This is a genomic window from Caballeronia sp. LZ034LL (genome assembly GCF_031451215.1).
In the GTDB taxonomy this organism is placed as follows: Bacteria; Pseudomonadota; Gammaproteobacteria; order Burkholderiales; family Burkholderiaceae; genus Caballeronia.
In genome coordinates, this window is record NZ_JARUXR010000002.1 from 1,321,231 (window position 1) to 1,336,432 (window position 15,202).

Genomic DNA, 15,202 nt, shown 5'->3' on the forward strand with positions numbered 1-15,202 from the left:
GTCCCTCTACGAAGATAAGGAATCTGCGCGCACTGGCGCCTTCCTGATGACGACGATCGTCTGGCCGGCTTCGGTCGCCGCGCTCACAGGCAAGGTCTTGAGCAATTGATTGAGCCGCCAGCGCAGGTAGTGATCGTGGGACAGCTTGTCGATCCAGGGCTTGAGATTCGCCAGCCATTGCTGCACGTTCCAGCGTGCAATGAACAATTCCTGATGCACTTCGGCGGACGCTGCGGCGAAATCGATCGATTCCAGAATCTCGCCGGCGGACAGACCGGCGCGATGAAAGAAGCCGAAGCTTTGCAGGAGTGAATTCGACCACTCGCATAGGGTGTAAGTCGTGCGCTGCGAGGCGATCGTCTGGTCGAGCCATGGCTCGCAAATGACGAGGCCATGGCGGGCCACGCGCGCGCCTTCCCGGGTGGCGTCCCTCGGATTGGCGATGTGATGCAGCGAGTTGGCGATCAGCACCCAGTCGAAGGTGTTGTCTTCGAATGGAAGGCTGCGCATGTCGCACGCTCTTGCATCGATGCCGGCATGCTTCAGGGCAGACAGTGAAGGCTCGTGAACGTCGACGCCACTGACGTGCATGTTGTGCCCGTGCTTCAGGGCAAGCAGCGTACGGCCTTCGCCGCATCCCATCTCCAGCAGCGCGTCGGGATACGGCTTCAACTGGCTCAGGCGTTCGACGAGACGTTGCTCGAGCACGCGCAAAGGGGAATCACACATGACACAGGGTCTCCGTCATTGCATCGAAAAAGCGCTGGCCGCAGGGCGTGAATGCCGCCGATGAGCGGAGGATCGAGTCTCCCTGAATGAACTTGTCGAGATAGACCGCCTCTCGCGCAGCGAAGGACAGCGGCAGCGCGGACAGGCTCATGCGATCCATCTCGGCACGCGACGGACAGGGCGCCTCGGTGTTGCGGATAGCATCCGGCGCGTGCCGATACGCATGCAGCAGACGGAAGAACACGAAATGCGCATGCAGAACGCCCTTCAAGGGCCGCAGCGTCTGCCGTGCAGGCGACTCGGCGAGCGCGGCGCCATTCGTCAGCAGCGGATCGAAAGTCATGAGCATGTTGAGATAGATATGCGCTGACTCGTGAACGATGCGGTCGAAGTAAAAGAATTGCGTGGACTTCTCGGGCGAATCCATCGGCGGCCGCACGAGGATCGTGCCGAACGCCGCAAGACTCGAAGCGGCTTCGGCAAAAAACGACTGCGGCATCAGTTGCACCACGGAAACGAGACTGGAGAGCTCGTCCGCGAGATGAGGCTCGCTCGCGGCGAGCGCCATTTGCAGCGTCGCGAGATGACGGCGCGCCGATGCGGCTGTCCAGCGGGAAATGCTATCGATGTATCTGGGGTACGTATCGGATTCTTGAGTGTCGATCGCGAGATGGCTTGCGTCGGATAGCGTCGCGGTGCGGTGAGCGCGCATGAAAGACAGCGCGATTTCATCCATCCGCTCGCGAACTTCAAAGCGATCCGCGTAAGGCATGTGCAGACACCTGCGCAAGGCCGCAGAGCGCGCAGCAACGGCACGTACATCCGACTGCGCCATGCCTTGAAGCAACGTGAAGTAGTCGAAGTAAAGACGCGGAGAAAAGCGGCGCGCGGTGTCCAGTCCTTCGACTTCGTCCTCAAGACCGGCGGCCGAATCCGGCAGCAAACGAGCAATCGGCGGCAGAACCTTTTGCAGAGAGTCTTTCATGTTCTCCTGCAAGGCGGTCCGTATGAGGATGCTGCGTCCGGAAGACGGCAGCACGAGGTCCTGGCACAGGTCCGGTTCGAGGAGAATTCGGGGAGTGGTTTTCATCGGACTGGCGAACGCATGACGCGTCCGCATGAACGGGAGAATGGCGGGGCGGCGAGCCGCTACATGACGGCGTAGCGACTGCACACCCCGCATGCGGTCACATCAGGTATTGGACAGTGGGAACGAAGTCCGTGCCGTCGGCGACGATGCCTTCGGGCAGCGTGAACGCTTGTTCCTGCGGCGCGATGAGGTCGTTGATGACTTGCTCGTTAGTCAGATTCACAGTTGCATTCATGATGCTTCTCCAAAGTGAGGTGAATTGGATCAATCTGCTTTCTCAGGTGAGAACCAGCGTCCAGTCATGAATGTAGGCTGCATCTGTTAGCGCAAAGTTATGGGTGTGAGGGTTGCCTCGAGGGTTTGGCGCCAGCCACGCGGACGGAACGGAAACCATCCAGCCCGCGACACGCACATGCCGAAAAACGACGAGCCGTCCCGAACGTTCGGATTGAATTGCTGCGATGCGACATCTCTAAGACCAGTTGCACGATCGTGCGAATACCGAATCATGAAATTGTGCTGAAATCGTCGCTTTTCGTGGGTCAGAGCGCCAAGACTGGCCTGTTTGGCGTTCTTAAGATAGCGCCCACTGAACCACTGGTATTCAAGTGGACATATAGCGGTTAGTAAGCTTCGAGTTGGTTCAGACTTGGTTCAGACGGAGTGATGCGGTGCTCTCACCGCGCATTTCCAGTGATAGACGACCTGCGCTCAGTCGACTGTCTGCTCATGGTGCTCGAGCGCGATTCCTACGGCATCGTTTTCAAGGCTATGAGCAATCTTATGAACCCGCGAGACTGTGCAGGCATTCTTCCCTTCACTCACTGTGTGCGCTCGGCTGGCACCGAGGACTTCGGCATCGGCTTGATTGGTGCGCTTGAAGGACTGGTCGAGATCGATCACTGCGCACTGGTGAACGTCAAGCCGCGTCATGCGGAAATGGCGGCGTTTGCGAGCCGCCGCAGGGGCGTTGGTGCACGACTGACAGAGGCCTATATCGGCGGATGCTATCGGGAGGATCCGCTGGTGCGCGAATTCTCTGTCGCTGGAGATGCCTCAGGCACGCCGGCGATGCGGTCCCTGATGCCTGCATACACGTTCAACGAAGCTTATTTCGAACGCTTCTTCGTGGAGCCGGGTCTGGTGGACAAGTTGTCCATCGTCGTTCCCGATGTGGAGCACACGTCTTACCTCAGCCTCTATCGCTCGAAGGACATGGGCTGCTTCACGGACCAGGACAAGACACGCATCTGGGCCTTCACTGAGTTGCTCGCCTCGCTCGTTTCGATTCATACACGGCTATGCGCCACGCCTCGCGTGCCACGGGAAGTGTCGGTGAAGTGGCATACGGCTTTATCGGAGCGCGAGCGCTGTGTCGCGAAACTGCTAGGAAGCGGTGAGACCGCGAAGACCGTGGGCGCAATGCTCGAACTCTCTCCGGCCAGTGTGGTGACGTACAAGCAACGCGCGCTCGCCAAGCTTGGCATCGCGACGCAGCGCGAACTCGTTGCGCTGACTGCATTGCTCGGCTGATGCACCTCGCATGTCTGTCCTGTTTCGATAGGACAGACATGAACAAATGATCGCTCTACACTGCATTTGCTCGACTGATCGCACTCAATAAAACGCGGCGCCGGGCTCATCTTCTGAAGCGTCTGTTCACCATAGTTCGGATCTCGAATGAACAGACGCCGTTCAGCCTCCTTGAATTGATTGCGACGGAACGTCGCCAGGAAAGAAGGGACATCATGCGCGTGTTACTCATTGAAGACGATCTGCAAGTTGGTCAAAGCCTTTTTCGTGCGCTGAAAGACGCGGATTATCAAGTCGACTGGGTGCGCGATTCGCGTGCCGGCGGTCTTGCCATTCATGCCGCTTATTACGCTTTTGTGTTGCTCGATCTTGGGCTCGAATGCGGCGGGGGTCTTGATTTGCTGCGTGCTTCTCGTGAAGCGGGTAACAAGGTGCCGGTTCTGACCTTCACGACGTCGAGTGATCCGCATGCACGTGTGCGCAGCCTCGATAGCGGCGCGGATGACTGCGTGCTCAAACCGTTCGATGTGCGTGAAGTGCTTGCGCGCATTCGTGCTGTTCTGCGGCGCCAGGCGGGGTATGCGACGTCGCGTATCGGCGATGAACAGATCGGACTCGATCTCGATCATCGGACGCTGTGGCGGGATGGAGCGGCTTCGTCGCTGTCGGCGCGGGAGTTCGCGCTGATGCATGCGTTGTTCGAGCGGCCTGGCGCGATTCTCTCGCGCTCGCAACTGGAAGAGCGGATTTATGGATGGGGCAAGGAAGTCGAGAGCAATGCGCTCGACGTGCTCATTCATTCAATGCGCAAGCGGTATGGGCGTGCGCTGATTCGGAATGTGCGCGGGATGGGATGGATGCTGGTTCGGGGGGAACAGGGTTCTCGTGCCGCCATGGCGCATTGATGTGATCACGCCCGCTAGTTGTCCGTGACCGGTTCCCGCCGGGCGCTCCTGCGCAGGACATCGGCGGGCACACCGAAGGTGCGAAGGAACGCGCGGCGCATCCTTTCCCGGTCCGCGAAACCCGTTTCCTGTGCCACCACGTTGATCGTGTGCCGGCCCTGCTCGATCATGAACCGGGCTGCTTCCAGGCGAAGCTGTTCGACGGCTTTAGCCGGTGATTGCCCCGTCTCTGCCGCGAAGGCACGGCTGAACTGACGAGGACTGAGGTTGGCCACGTCGGCCAGTTCCTCGATGGTGAGCGGATTGCGCAGGTTACGGCGAATGTGCGTGAGGACCAGTTCGATACGGTCGGACTTGGGCGTCATGTCGAGCAATGCGGAGTGCTGCATCTGCCCGCCAAGACGACGCTGATTCATGACGAGGAGTCGCGCCACTCTCTTCGCAGTCTCGGCACCGAGGTCGTTTTCGAGCAATGCCAGTGCGAGATCGATGCCCGCCGTCATTCCGGCCGACGTCCAGATGGGGCCGTCGTTGATGAAGATCCGGTCTTCCTGGGTGATGACGTCTGGAAACCTTGCCCTGAACTCTGCTGCATGCGCCCAGTGCATGGTGGCGCGCCTGCCGTCCAGAAGCCCAGCTTCGGCCAGGACGAATGCGCCGCTGCATATCGATGTGATCCGTCTCGATGCTCGTGCTGCCTCTTGCACGAAAGCCACTACGGCTGGGGCCGAAGACGGGATGCTCATCTCCGTGATCGAGCCTACGATGACCGTGTCGAACGCGGCATCGCCGAACGCTTCAGTCTCCAGCTTCATGCCGCCCGATGACTCGACAGGACCACCGTGTTCCGACAACACGTGGACGTCGTAGCTCTGGCCTCCGTGCGGCAGGTTCGCGACCTCGAACACCGTCAGGGCCGCGAGGCTCATCATCTGGAATCTTTTCGGCACTATGAAGCCAACACGGTGCATGGTTGATCCTGCGGTTCTGCGGTCTCTGGACTTGGGGATGTCATGAAAGGTGGCAACAACGACATGGATCGTAATAGCTCGCGACGCTAAGGTACAAGCACTTCTCTCACCGCTTCGCAGCAACAAGGATCACCGCCATGTCGAAAATCATCCGGGCCGCCGCCGTTCAGATCGCACCCGTTCTCTATAGCCGGGAAGGGACAGTTGATAAGGTAATAAGGAAGATTCTGGAACTCGGTAAGCAAGGCGTTCAGTTCGCGACGTTTCCCGAGACTGTCGTTCCCTATTATCCGTACTTTTCTTTTATCGAATCGCCGTTTGCGATGGGGGCGGAGCATTACAAGCTGCTGGAGCAGGCGGTGACGGTGCCTTCGGATACGACGCGTGCCATCGGTGATGCAGCGCGGCAGGCGGGGATGGTGGTGTCCATCGGCGTCAATGAGCGTGACGGGGGGACGCTCTACAACACTCAACTGCTGTTTGATGCGGATGGCACGCTCGTGCAGCGGCGTCGGAAACTCTCGCCGACTTATCACGAACGAATGGTATGGGGAATGGGCGATGGGTCGGGATTGCGGGCTGTTGAGACTGCGGTGGGGCGGGTTGGGCAGCTGGCCTGCTGGGAACACTACAACCCGCTCGCCCGTTATGCGCTCATGGCCGATGGGGAAGAGATTCATTCGGCCATGTATCCGGGGTCGTTTGCTGGGGATCTGTTTTCGGAGCAGATTTCCGTGAATATCCGGCAGCATGCGCTCGAGGCGGGGGCGTTTGTCGTCAATGCTACGGCCTGGCTCACTTCCGAGCAGCAACAGCAGATCTTGCGGGATACCAATACGACTCAGGTCGGGCCGATTTCCAGCGGATGCTTTACCGCGATTGTTTCGCCTGAAGGAGAGTATTTGGGTGGGGCGCCGTTGAGGGAAGGTGAAGGAGAAGTCATCGCGGATCTGGACTTCTGGCAGATCGATAAGCGCAAACGGATGATGGATTCACGCGGACATTACAGCGGGCCGGATGTGCTCGGGCTTGTCATCGATCGGGAGCCGAAGTTGCATGTTGTGGAGAGGTCAGGGTTTGCGATGGGGGATGAGGCGGAGATTGTTTGAGCTTGGTGTGATTTGAGTCACTTATAGGAGCAGGCAAGATGGACTTCAACGATGTCATGCTGGAACGGAACGCCGAATTCGTAAGCGCCGAGTTCGCGTCCGAGCTGAAGATGATGCCTTCGACGGGGACTATCGTCGTTGGTTGTGTTGATCCGAGGGTTGATCCCGCTTTTGTGCTGGGGTTGAAGCAGGGTGAGGCGGCAGTGATTCGTAACGTCGGTGGGCGGGTCAACAAGAACCTGCTGGAAACACTGGCGGTGCTGAGAGTCGTATCGAAGGCTGCTGGACGGCCCGATGGGGCGCGGAATCTTGTGCTGCTCCAACATACGGATTGCGGGATCATCGGGTGCTATAAGCATGCGCCCGCTTTGCTCGCGAAGCATCTCGATGTTGAGGTGGATAAGCTTGATGGGCTCGCTGTCACCGATCCGTATGAGGCAGCGGCTATTGATGTTGCCGCGGTTCGGGCGAATAGGGATCTTGACGATAGGCTCGTTGTCTCGGGGGTGGTTTATGACGTTAAGACGGGGCGCGTGAAGGTCGTAGTTCCTCCTGGGCCGTTGCGGGAGACTTCGGGCTGAGATGGGTGGCCGCCGTGACGTTGCGCCGTTGGGTCATGGGATCCCGTTTGAGCGCCCAAGGCGAGTATTCAGTGTGAGCGGTGGTCGAGTTCAGTCGCATCCAGCATCAGCAGAATGGCGAGCTTCTATACAAACGCACCTTAATGAACTTATTGAGATGATCTCGCCAACACTTTCCCTTAAATGTTATCGGCTCGTCAGACGCCGCCTAGAGGAGATAGTCTAAATTCCCTCGCTAACAACATCAGCCCTGTGACTTCGTTCTAAATCCAACGCGGATGTTGACAAAGGCATGAAGTCGCTACAAATTAGCGATCGCGCGAGTTTGAAGGAACACTGAAAGCCGGACTGCTATACGCTGCTGCGATCGAAGATAAATGTTGCGCGAACTCGCACAAAGCACAGCCGGAACGCGGCACCGCGACAACAAAAAATATTCAGGGAGAACACCGTTGGATTCCCCGTCGTGATTCTTTCCCGAGGCGCGAAGACCGCGGCTTCCCAATAGAGACATGCCGGTTTTCTACGGGGCAGACTTTTTTTGTGATGCGTGGGCGTGACCAAGCGGCGCGGTAAGGTCTTCATCGAACCTGCCCGAAGAAATAAACAGGACAACATGAGCACGCACTTAGATCGAGACGGACAGCCCCTGATTCGCGCTTTCCGAGGACAAGCCGTAGCAGAGCGGAAACTCGATGAACTGATTGGTATCGTCAAGGGGGTATTGGCAGACGGCGTCGTCTCTCAAGGCGAAGCCGAATTTCTGCTTCAATGGTTGGAAGCCAACCGTGAGGTGGCGGCCATATGGCCGGCCAATGTCATCTATCCTCGCCTCGCAGAAGCACTGGCGGACGGTGTCCTCGACCTGCGTGAAGAAGGAGAGCTGCTCGAACTGCTCTTGCAGACTGTCGGTGGCAATAAAGCACCATCTCAGGGAGATGCCTCTGATTCGACGATGCTTCCGTTGACGCGCCCTGCCCCTGCCGTAGTGTTTCCAGATCGCAGCTTTTGCTTCACCGGCAAATTCTTTTCGGGCACGCGCGATTGGTGCCGCCGCCAAGTCCACGAGCGAGGCGGATTTCCCGCCGAGGCGATCACGAAGAAGTTGCACTATTTGGTCATTGGAGAAATTGGCTCTCGCGACTGGCTGCATTCGACATACGGCACCAAGATCCAGAAAGCGGTATCGCATGCTTCCACGGGCGCGCCGCTGGCAATCGTTAGCGAGGAGCATTGGGTAAAGCACTTGGGTTGAACGGGAGCGCACGCTCGACATCGAGTTTGCTTCTTGAGGCTGATTTGACGGGCTTGCTACTGTTTTGTTGTTGATCGAAGCTGATCGGCCGTATGCGGGCGCGATTCCACGAAAATTGACAGATGCGACAAGGGACTCGTCCGTTCCCGCCCGAGCTGCAGTGTTCAGGATGTACTTCGGCCTTGCTGTCATTGACGCTCCGTGCGCGGCTCCCACGAAGCAGACGGTTGGACGAGGTCAACGAGCAAAGCGTCCCGCAAAAGTTGCTCTAAAGAATTTTCGTCCGTTGCCGTCAGTAAAGCGGGAATCGCGCACGGCGTGCCGCAATAGCGTGGCCCAAACAACAAAAAACAACCAAGATAAGAGGGAAAATTATGGCATGGGTTAAAGCAGGCGCTGCGATGTTAGCGGCAACGGTGTTCTCAGGTTGCGCGTATAACGTCCAAGTTGCGTCGCAATCTGGTGCTTCCGAAGTCATGAGCACGAAGATCAAGCAGGACAAGGCTTATGTTGTTTTCAGCGACAATCTCGTTACGGCGGGCAAGGATGTCAAATCCGGTTTTGCCTGCGGCGCACATAAGTATCCAATGTATATCGGTGAGGCGCTACAAGGTTCACTTTCAAAGACTGTCGAAGCCGCGTTCCCTCAAGTCGTAAACAATGGCGGCGCAGTGCCTTCCACGCATGATGGGATCATCTTCAAGTTCGACCTTTCCGAGTTTGACCCGCGAATTCGCTTCACGCCCGGCTTTTGGGTGCCATCCGCCGATGCAAACGTGGATATCGCAATTCGCGCTCGCGTCGCCGACAAACAGGGAAAAGAACTGATCACTACGACTTTCCGCGGTCAAGGCCATGCAAGTGAGGACGGAAATTGCCCCGTGGGTGCTGATGCCTTGAGCCTTGCTGCTCAGAAGGCGATCGCCAATGCGATGGAAAGTTTTGTTGACAAGGTGATCAACACGGGTGCGCTCGATCCAGTCATGGCAACATCAGCGCGACAATAATCTCAAGTCAATCTGGGAACGTTGCCGGCTTCAGTTGGAGACGGAACTCAGGAACCTCGCGCAAGGTCATGGGTCACCTTTGTTGAATGATAGCCTGCCTAAGTGGACGCGAGCACATGCTTTTGTGCCATTGCCGACCTTCGGCGATCAAGCGCGGGACGGTTTTTTCAATTCTCGACAACAGTTGTTGGTATCGCGGCCGCCGCGAACGGCGGCTCGCCTTCTGAACAACGGGCGACGTCGACCCTTTAGTTTTGCTCGAGAATCGTGGGCCCTGATGGCGACTTTCAAGCTATATCGGGCAACTCCGCTGTGATGTTGGTGGGCTGGATATCGGCCTTAGCCAACGTTCGGGCAGTCATATTTGTTCGTCAGCAAACCGGCGGATTGCCGACAATAGCCAACTTGAACGGGGACTTCTCGATTCGCGCAAAAGGAGACCTGTTGCGCGAGATAATACGCACTGAATCTGCGATTTGAACAACTCAATAAGGAAGCAACAGTGACGCGAGACGAGCTGTACGACGAGGCGCTAAGGCTGATGGAGGACTATGTCCATCATCTTGATGTCCAGCTTGACGCGCCGCAGTTAATGACGGTGGCCAAGACTTCGTACGGATACCGATACGCGGAGAAAGGCGCAGTCCAAGCGATGCTGCAAAAGATGGCTCGTCTAGTCAGCGCGCTCAGGGCAGTGCGTATACTCCTCGCACATGGATTTGTTGCTGAACAGGCCGCTGTGTGCCGTATCGCAGATGAAGCCAGCGAAGACGTCAATTTTCTCGCGCTCGGCATCATTCACGGGGAGACATATCTACACAAGGCTTTCATCGAAGCGTTCAATCTCGAAGAGTTCGAAGACGCAGATCGCCTGACGGAGACGGCAACCAAGCGACCAAGTATTCCCAGAGACAGAATCCACGCATACCTTACGCAAAACCCTTCCGCGGGGTCTGATCCAAGCACGGGGAAAGCCGCGATGAAGGCACTGCATAAAACATATTCAGGCTATGTCCATGGCGCGTCCCCTCACATCATGGAAACTTATGGCGGAAATCCTGCACGATTCCACATGAACGGCATGCTCGGCACTCCCCTCTTGGACTCCCACGTCGACGCCTTTTGGAGTTACATGCTGCGAGGCCTCATGTCGTTTGCAGTGGTGGCGAAGGCGTCGGGTGATGAAAAACTTTTCGCGTCGATCCGGCAGTATTGCCGCGATTTTGAAGCAAGCGCAACGCGAAAGGGCTAACCAAAGCTTCGCCAATGTCTGGGAGCGATATTATCGCGCTGCGCTCCCACCCAGAGTCTGACCCAGACTGCGTGTGACGGTGCGCCGGTCCTGATGATATCGACGGGGAAAAGACCGACATCGACGCCCAGGTTCGGCGCTTGCCCCGCCGCTGGGATACCCCTGCTCAAAGGGCTGGCCGCCGCCGGTACGGGATAAGACAGCCCCGCACTCGTCTAGCGTAGCGAGTGCGCGTCCTAGAACCACAAGTCGCCGATTCGAGCGCGCCACGCCCAGAACCTGAAGCGCGTGGCTTGGTCGAGGGCTTACTTGATAGGAAAGTTGGGCGACGTGACGCCGTAATTCGCCCATACCGAAGATCCTCGAAATGTGGGCTAAGGTGTCTGTTGCTGCGACACTCGTCGAGGCGCGCCGTCCGTTTTCCAGGAACCATCGGGCGACGGGCTCCCTCGCCCTCTGGCGCGAATTGAGGTGATTGCACGCAGTTTCGTCGAGTGCGCATCGGCACCGAAACGACCGCCATGGACGAGCCAGGGCGGAGCGTCCACGACACTCAGGAACGAGGAAAGACTAAATTGACACTCCGATACTCTGACGATGGCCCTGCGTTTCCGGACGACCTTTTGGATCGCATGCTCGATGGCGAAGTCGTGTTTCTTTGCGGCGCAGGCGTCAGCGCACCGCAGTTACCGATGTTTGGCGGCCTGGTCACCCAGGTCTACCAACGCATCGGCGTCGAGCCAACCACCGCGGAATCCCTCGCCATTAAACAAGGTCGATACGAGGAAGCGCTTGGCGCCGTGGCGCGTCGTCTCGTCAATCCAGAACGGATTCATGAGGAAGTAACCGATATCCTCACGCTGGCGAAAGCGGATTTGGAGCATCACAAAACGTTGCTTCGACTATCGCGGGCCAGCGATAACAGATTGCTTCTCGTCACAACCAACTTTGAAGGTCTTTTTGAACGGGCACTCGATGAAGTCGAAGGAGCAAGAAGTGGGAAGTTTTCGAGTCTGGCCGGGCAGGCACTACCACCGCCCGGCACGGACCAATGTCACGGGATTGTCCACCTGCACGGCCGGATCCGGGACACTGTTGCGGACCTCGAGGCAACGCCGTTGGTGCTTACCAGCGCGGAATACGGTGACGCATACATGCGGTCGGGGTGGGCGTCACGCTTCCTGTTTGATCTTGTACGGTGCAAGACACTCGTCCTCATAGGGTACAGTGCGAACGACGCGCCAGTTCGATATTTTCTTAATCTGATGGAGGGCGATAGGGACCGGTTCGACGATCTGCGTTCGGTTTACGCGCTCGACTCCTACAAACACGAAGCGGCGGAGACCGAAGCGCGCTGGGACACGATCGCGGTCGTGCCGATCCCCTATCGGAAGCGGAATGATGAGGGCAAGGAACACAGTGCACTCTGGGAGGATCTTGGCCAGCTCGCCGATCTTGTCGAGCGACCGCGGCTCGCACGCCGTGAACGCGCCGGAATTTTCGCCAGATCATTCGCCTCCGCTTCCGCAACTGAGCGCGAGGAGGCTGAATGGCTGCTCAAGGGAAAGAGCGACCTGTGGGATGTAGTTACCGCGACGGTTGTCGATCCAGAGTGGTTCGAGTATTTCAACGCGTCCGGACTCTGGCAGCCGGATGATGCGCCGAAGATCATTGCAAACTGGTGCTTCCAAGCGCTGACTGAACGCAAACGCCTTGAGACCGCAATCAACTGGCACGGCAGACTGGGCCGGTTGTTCGTCGACGGCGCGCGCGTGGCCTTCGCGCTGCAGAAGGTGCCACAGCCGTGGGCGCGGGCGTGGAAGGCGTTGGCGCGAATGCGCCCAAAGCGTCATGACGTGATCATGCATCACTTCAGACTCGCGCAGGCGCTGGGAGGGCCGCCTCCGGAAGACCAGGATCTGCGAGATGCGGTCGAGGCGATCACGCCTCGAATCGAACTCAAAGCGCGCTGGTGGTCGACAGGCGAAAGTGACGAGCAGGCGCCGAAGGTGCTTCGCGATGTTGTCGCGGTGTCGCTTTCCCTCGACGACCCGTCCGATATGGATAGCGTTGTGAGTGCGATTCTTAAGGTACAGGGGCGCGAGCATAGGATTGCGGAGCTATGCAATGCCGCGCTGTCTGACGCCAGTGCCGCGGCAGTCGAACTGGAAATTGTCGATTCCGAATGGGATGCGCTAGATCGGAATGTCCCTGCCGTCGAAGCGCACGACCAGAACCAGTATCACGACGGCTGTGTCCATCTGTGCGTCATACTCTCGACCCTCATCGCGAGACTCACACCGCTGGATCCAGGGTACGCACGTTCGCTGGCGATATGCTGGAAGCGGATACCCGGCCTCCTAGGTTTGCGAATGTGGGCCAACGCGCTCAGGCTCACATCGCTTTTCAGCGCCGATGAAGCTGCTACCGGGATACTAGAACTGCCGGGAAGGGCATTCTGGTACATCAACCGCGAACTGGTTCTGGCAATGCGAGAACGGCTAGGCGAAGCCCAGGAAGAGGCGGTCGCAGCGATCGTCTCCCGTATTCTCAAGGAGTCGCCTTCGCTTTATCAGGAATATCCGGTGGAGGGTGCCGACTGGCGTCCGCAGGCTAGAGACCACCGGGTCTGGCTGCTGCTCACCGCGATTCGGCTTGCCGGCGTGCTGCCAGCTGACGGGCTCGCAGAACTGGACGCAATCGCGTCGCGTCACCCTTTCATTGCCGGCGATTATGAGGAACGCGATCTTTTTGGAATTTATTCGACCGGTGCGCATTCCGTCCAGGGTGACCCGGCGCCGCTGATCGACGCCGAGCCTGACGAAAGGCTTCGCGTCGCGCGGACTTTACGTAATGATCACGACTTTTCGTCCCGACTAAGTTGGTCCGCATACTGTGCAGCGCAGCCGGCCGCGGCGTTTGAGCTTCTGCATGCAGCGACGCTCTTAAATGAGAACGTTGAACTCTGGAATGATTTTTTGGAGGTGCTTACGACGCTGACGGTCGTGAAAAACGAGGTGACGCCGGACACAATGGACCTTGTCCGCATGGCGTTTGATCGACTTCGCGCGGCTGAAGATAACTTCGTTGCGCCTCTATTACCCGCGCTGAGTTATTTGCTTAGAGCTTATACAAAGGTATCCGAACGAGACTGCGCTAGCGAGTGGTGGGACCGACTGTGGAAACTGTGCGAACTCCACGAGGAGCCGCTTGGGGAAGACGACACCGGAAGGTTCTACAACCGACTAATCAATCGTGCTTCAGGACGACTTGCGGAGCTTCTATTACTCAGGTTCGACCGCCGCAAGGCGAACGGTGCGATTGCCGACGACGACCGTCACCGGCTCGCAGCGGTGCTTAGGTCTGACACAGCGGCTGGATGGTTTGGTCGCGGCGCGTGCGCATACAACGCGAGCTTTATCCTGCATGCTGATTGGAGGCTCGCGTTGGGACCGCTCAGGGAACGACTGTCCCATGATGACCGCGAGGGTATTTCTCTACGATCAGTGCTGCTGGGAGGCGCCCAGCTTTCGTTCGCCGCGACCCGGGCCTACAAGCGCCCGCTGTTCAAGGCAGCGAGCGAGGCTGTCTCGACCACCGGAAATTCCGCCTCGCACATTGCTTCGAGATTTCTTCATCCTCTGGTTAGCTGGAGAATGATCCCGGGAACCGGTAAGGCGCCAATTTCCACTGAAGAGGTTCGCCGTCTTCTGCAGAGTGCGCCGCATACCGTTCTCGCGGGCGCCGCGCAATGTATGCGCAACTATGTTTCGCAGATTGGGGACTCGCCGGAGCGCGCCTGGCGCGCTTTTATTGGACCGATCTTCCACGCGGTCTGGCCACACGAGGCGCGGTTCAAGCGAGCGTCGATTTCGAGCGACCTTGCCGCGCTCTGCATCAGCACCGGCGCGGCGTTTGAAGACGCATTTGCGGGGATTCGTCATTTTCTTGCACCTCTTGATGGCGGAGGGTACGCAATTTCGCAGTTACAGGAATGCTCCATGCAAGGCACTGGTGCCCATGCCTGCTTGCAATTCCTTTGGATCTTGCTGGGTCCGGGGGCCAGCGGTCGATCAACGGAATTAGCAAACATACTCGACAAGCTTGTCGCGATATCGCCCCGGCTCGAAGTCGACAGGAGGTTGCAGTGGCTGGAACAGCATCGTGCGATAAGGTATGGATGAGAGACTGCATAAGTCAGGGGTAGCGGACCGGACGGAAGGTAAAGTCCAGTCTCGCCCGCGCTGTACGGACGATCCAACACTCAGCTATCGCGATTCGAATGTTTGACAGGCCGTAGAGCCGTGCATGTAAGACATTCGTCCGAAAGGGCACTCGAACGACTGCTTCGCATCGAAAGTGCGGATTGGTCGATACACGACGCTGGTCTCACGCTTCAATGCCGCCAACGTTGGCAACCAGTAGTACTGCCGCCTTAAAGGAGAGTCTCGGCGACCGTTGGCAAAGGCCGAAGTGCCGCGTCGAAAGTTTGGCAGTCGATCTCGAAGTGAGACTCACCCTTTCACCTCGGCGCTTATGCTCGAGCGGAGCGTCGGTGGAAACCCCTTTTGGGCTCTTGGATCGCGTCCGCCGTCTCATTTGCGCGCCTGCGATGGCGGGTTATTTTTTAGCGGTCTCGATGTGTGGCATCGCCCAGATAGGTCGACTTATCACCTGGCCGCCAAAACACGCAAGCACGGTGTTGGGTCGGCCTACTGCTAGCCTTTCATCGTCAGGTCCACATCCTGGAGCGCGCTGTCGAAGCGCACA

Annotated in this window: 12 protein-coding genes; 8 read left to right on the forward strand and 4 right to left on the reverse strand. The window is 58.0% G+C overall.

Annotated elements, in window-relative coordinates:
- Nucleotides 1–6: 6 nt before the first annotated feature.
- The 3 genes from QCE83_RS20555 to QCE83_RS20565 all read right to left on the reverse strand — a co-directional run bounded on the left by QCE83_RS20555 (nucleotide 7) and on the right by QCE83_RS20565 (nucleotide 2,054).
- Nucleotides 7–729: a class I SAM-dependent methyltransferase gene (locus tag QCE83_RS20555; RefSeq protein ID WP_309815050.1), complete on the reverse strand. Its 723-nt coding sequence runs from the start codon at nucleotides 727–729 to the stop codon at nucleotides 7–9.
- On the reverse strand, nucleotides 722–1,714 hold the full coding sequence (locus QCE83_RS20560) for an aKG-HExxH-type peptide beta-hydroxylase (RefSeq protein WP_309815052.1): 993 nt from the start codon (nucleotides 1,712–1,714) through the stop codon (nucleotides 722–724). The genes QCE83_RS20555 and QCE83_RS20560 overlap by 8 nt, the downstream gene beginning before the upstream one ends.
- 202 nt (nucleotides 1,715–1,916) lie before the next feature.
- Nucleotides 1,917–2,054, reverse strand: coding sequence for a hypothetical protein (locus tag QCE83_RS20565; protein ID WP_309815055.1), 138 nt, complete (start codon nucleotides 2,052–2,054; stop codon nucleotides 1,917–1,919).
- 494 nt (nucleotides 2,055–2,548) lie between these two features.
- Here QCE83_RS20565 and QCE83_RS20570 point away from each other — a divergent pair, with 494 nt between their 5' ends.
- On the forward strand, nucleotides 2,549–3,352 hold the full coding sequence (locus QCE83_RS20570; RefSeq protein WP_309815058.1) for a helix-turn-helix transcriptional regulator: 804 nt from the start codon (nucleotides 2,549–2,551) through the stop codon (nucleotides 3,350–3,352).
- A 215-nt stretch (nucleotides 3,353–3,567) separates the two neighbouring features.
- Nucleotides 3,568–4,257: a response regulator transcription factor gene (locus tag QCE83_RS20575; protein WP_309815061.1), complete on the forward strand. Its 690-nt coding sequence runs from the start codon at nucleotides 3,568–3,570 to the stop codon at nucleotides 4,255–4,257.
- Between the two features lie 14 nt (nucleotides 4,258–4,271).
- Here the strand turns inward: QCE83_RS20575 and QCE83_RS20580 are convergent, their stop codons facing one another.
- Nucleotides 4,272–5,228: a GlxA family transcriptional regulator gene (locus QCE83_RS20580; protein WP_309815064.1), complete on the reverse strand. Its 957-nt coding sequence runs from the start codon at nucleotides 5,226–5,228 to the stop codon at nucleotides 4,272–4,274.
- Between the two features lie 137 nt (nucleotides 5,229–5,365).
- Here QCE83_RS20580 and QCE83_RS20585 point away from each other — a divergent pair, with 137 nt between their 5' ends.
- From QCE83_RS20585 to QCE83_RS20610, 6 genes are all read left to right on the forward strand, one after another.
- Nucleotides 5,366–6,337 (forward strand): nitrilase-related carbon-nitrogen hydrolase, encoded by a 972-nt coding sequence (locus QCE83_RS20585; protein ID WP_309815066.1) that lies wholly within the window; start codon nucleotides 5,366–5,368, stop codon nucleotides 6,335–6,337.
- Between the two features lie 38 nt (nucleotides 6,338–6,375).
- On the forward strand, nucleotides 6,376–6,918 hold the full coding sequence (locus tag QCE83_RS20590; RefSeq protein ID WP_309815070.1) for a carbonic anhydrase: 543 nt from the start codon (nucleotides 6,376–6,378) through the stop codon (nucleotides 6,916–6,918).
- 616 nt (nucleotides 6,919–7,534) lie between these two features.
- On the forward strand, nucleotides 7,535–8,173 hold the full coding sequence (locus QCE83_RS20595) for a BRCT domain-containing protein (RefSeq protein ID WP_309815073.1): 639 nt from the start codon (nucleotides 7,535–7,537) through the stop codon (nucleotides 8,171–8,173).
- 476 nt (nucleotides 8,174–8,649) lie between these two features.
- Nucleotides 8,650–9,180, forward strand: coding sequence for a hypothetical protein (locus tag QCE83_RS20600; protein WP_309815076.1), 531 nt, complete (start codon nucleotides 8,650–8,652; stop codon nucleotides 9,178–9,180).
- 502 nt (nucleotides 9,181–9,682) lie between these two features.
- Nucleotides 9,683–10,432: a hypothetical protein gene (locus tag QCE83_RS20605; RefSeq protein ID WP_309815079.1), complete on the forward strand. Its 750-nt coding sequence runs from the start codon at nucleotides 9,683–9,685 to the stop codon at nucleotides 10,430–10,432.
- Nucleotides 10,433–10,926: 494 nt separating this feature from the next.
- A complete protein-coding gene (locus tag QCE83_RS20610; RefSeq protein WP_309815084.1) occupies nucleotides 10,927–14,616 on the forward strand; it encodes an SIR2 family protein in 3,690 nt (1,229 codons plus the stop codon).
- The last annotated feature ends 586 nt before the right edge of the window (nucleotides 14,617–15,202 follow it).

Bases quoted from the DNA above. Each gene is read 5' to 3' on its own strand.
- QCE83_RS20555 (WP_309815050.1), bottom strand. From the start codon at position 729: ATGTGTGATTCCCCTTTGCGCGTGCTCGAGCAACGTCTCGTCGAACGC.
- QCE83_RS20560 (WP_309815052.1), bottom strand. From the start codon at position 1,714: ATGAAAGACTCTCTGCAAAAGGTTCTGCCGCCGATTGCTCGTTTGCTG.
- QCE83_RS20565 (WP_309815055.1), bottom strand. From the start codon at position 2,054: ATGAATGCAACTGTGAATCTGACTAACGAGCAAGTCATCAACGACCTC.
- QCE83_RS20570 (WP_309815058.1), top strand. From the start codon at position 2,549: ATGGTGCTCGAGCGCGATTCCTACGGCATCGTTTTCAAGGCTATGAGC.
- QCE83_RS20575 (WP_309815061.1), top strand. From the start codon at position 3,568: ATGCGCGTGTTACTCATTGAAGACGATCTGCAAGTTGGTCAAAGCCTT.
- QCE83_RS20580 (WP_309815064.1), bottom strand. From the start codon at position 5,228: ATGCACCGTGTTGGCTTCATAGTGCCGAAAAGATTCCAGATGATGAGC.
- QCE83_RS20585 (WP_309815066.1), top strand. From the start codon at position 5,366: ATGTCGAAAATCATCCGGGCCGCCGCCGTTCAGATCGCACCCGTTCTC.
- QCE83_RS20590 (WP_309815070.1), top strand. From the start codon at position 6,376: ATGGACTTCAACGATGTCATGCTGGAACGGAACGCCGAATTCGTAAGC.
- QCE83_RS20595 (WP_309815073.1), top strand. From the start codon at position 7,535: ATGAGCACGCACTTAGATCGAGACGGACAGCCCCTGATTCGCGCTTTC.
- QCE83_RS20600 (WP_309815076.1), top strand. From the start codon at position 8,650: ATGAGCACGAAGATCAAGCAGGACAAGGCTTATGTTGTTTTCAGCGAC.